At 69.7% G+C, this 2,107-nt stretch carries 1 protein-coding gene; it reads right to left on the reverse strand.

What is annotated here, in order from left to right; translation table 11 throughout:
• Window positions 1-261: 261 nt before the first annotated feature.
• Window positions 262-2,107, reverse strand: a 1,846-nt coding sequence (gene hrpB / locus EOA27_RS33415) for an ATP-dependent helicase HrpB (protein WP_127258408.1), incomplete at its 5' end; no start/stop codon positions are given.

The raw sequence follows: 2,107 nt of genomic DNA on the forward strand, positions 1-2,107 counted from the left end.
GGCTGGGAATCAGGCGCGCGCAGGATGTTGATCATCGACTTACGATTATAACCGCGGGAGAGTAAGCGCTAGTAGTGCTGTAAAAGGCGCCTTGCGCGATTCGCATTAGCCGAGGCCCTTCGCGATTTCGTCATCCACGGGCGGAGCGACGCGAAGCGGAGCGCAGACCCGAGGATGACGACGTGATGGGCTTTTGCGCCAATCGCCAATGCATGCGGTCCGTCAACGCAAGCGGCCTGTCAAAGATCGTCCCGCCCACGATCACGTTCCACGCGGCTTGGCGCGGCTGGTGGCGGCGGCCAGCAGCGGGTTTTCCGGCCAGACATGCTTTGGGTAGCGGCCGCGCATGTCGGTGCGCACATCCGCCCAGGAGCCCCGCCAGAAGCCGGGCAAGTCCCGCGTCGTCTGGATCGGGCGATGCGCCGGCGACAGAAGCTCCAGCGTCAGCGGCACGGTGCCGTTGGCGATTGAAGGATGCCGGTCGAGGCCGAAGAGTTCCTGCACGCGGATCGCCAGCACCGGCCATTCGCCGTCATAGCGGATGGGAACATGGCTGCCGGACGGCGCGTCGAAATGGGTCGGCGCCAGCGCGTCGACCTTGCGCTGCAGGTCATGAGGGACAAGCGCCATGAGCGCCGACGACAAAGTCGCCGGCTTGATGGCCGCGAAGGACGCGTCGCCGGAAAGAAACGGCAGGAGCCAGTCGTCGAGGCGCTCGACAAGCGCTTCATCCGAAACGTCTGGCCAGGGCGCGCCGAGGCCGCGATGCAGCCAGCCGAGCCGCCGGCGGAGCGCTTCCGCCTCCTTGCCCCAATCGAGCAGCGACAGGCCGTGCTCTCTCAGCGCGTCGAGGATGGCGCGGTCGGCATCGGCGCCGGACGGCGCCGGCAGCATGCGTTCGGACAACGTGATGGCGCCGAGCCTGGCGGTCTCGCGCATACGCACGGCGAGGCGCTCGCGGTCGAAGCTCGTCTCGCGCTTCGTTACGAAGCGATGGGCAAGAGCGGCGCGGATATCGGCTTCGCCGACCGGCGCGGCCGCGGTGATGCGGGCGTTCTGCGCCTTGCCCTGCAAGTCGGCGACGACGAGCCAGGTTTCGTTGGCGAGCGGATCGGCGGCATCGACCATGGCGCCCGAACCGTTGGCGAGCACGAAGCGGCCGCGCTCGCCGCGCGCCCTCGCGACGCGATCCGGCCAGGCATGGATCAAAAGGGGGCCGGCAGAGGCCGCTTCGCCGCCCTGCCCGCCACCGGCCTGCCTGGCCAGACGCTCGGCAAGCTGCCTGGCGGCGTTGGCGCGCGGCGATTTCTCGCCGCGAAACCGGATCAGACGCCGCTCCAGATCGGCGCTGTCGCCGCCCAGCCCGCGCTCGGTCAAAAGCACGGCAAGCGTCGCCGCTTCGAGCGCATGGCCGGTCTTCGCGGCTTCGGCCACCATATGCGCCAGCCGCACCGGCAGCGCCAGCTTGCGCATGGCGGCGCCTGCTTCCGTCAGCCGCCCTGCCTCATCGCTGGCGTGCAGCGCCTTGAGCAGAACCCTAGCCTCGTTGAGCGCCGGCGCCGGCGGCGGATCGAGGAAGGACAGGCTCGACGGATCGGCGACACCGAAGGCGGCGCAGTCGAGCAGCAGGCCCGACAGATCGGCCTCGAGGATTTCCGGCGGCGTGAAGGCGGGAAGCGACGCGGTCTGCTCGGCCCGCCACAGGCGCACCGCCACGCCGGCATGCGTGCGCCCGGCGCGGCCGGCGCGCTGATCGGCCGAGGCCCTGCTGACACGCACCGTCTCCAGCCTGGTCAGGCCGCTTGCCGGCTCATAGCGCGGCAGGCGCGACAGGCCGGAATCGATGACGACGCGCACGCCATCTATGGTGATGGACGTCTCGGCGATCGAGGTCGCCAGCACCACCTTGCGGCGGCCGGCCGGCGCCGGCCGGATCGCCTGGTCTTGCGCCTTGTTGTCGAGCTGGCCGTAGAGCGGAACGATATCGGTGTCGGCCGCAACGTTGCCCACAAGCCGCTCGGCGGTGCGCTCGATCTCGCGCTGTCCAGGCAGGAAGACCAGCACGCTGCCCTGCTCGGTAGCCAATGCGGAGCGCACGGCCTTGGCC

The sequence above is a fragment of the Mesorhizobium sp. M2A.F.Ca.ET.037.01.1.1 genome, assembly GCF_003998075.1.
GTDB lineage: Bacteria > Pseudomonadota > Alphaproteobacteria > Rhizobiales > Rhizobiaceae > Mesorhizobium.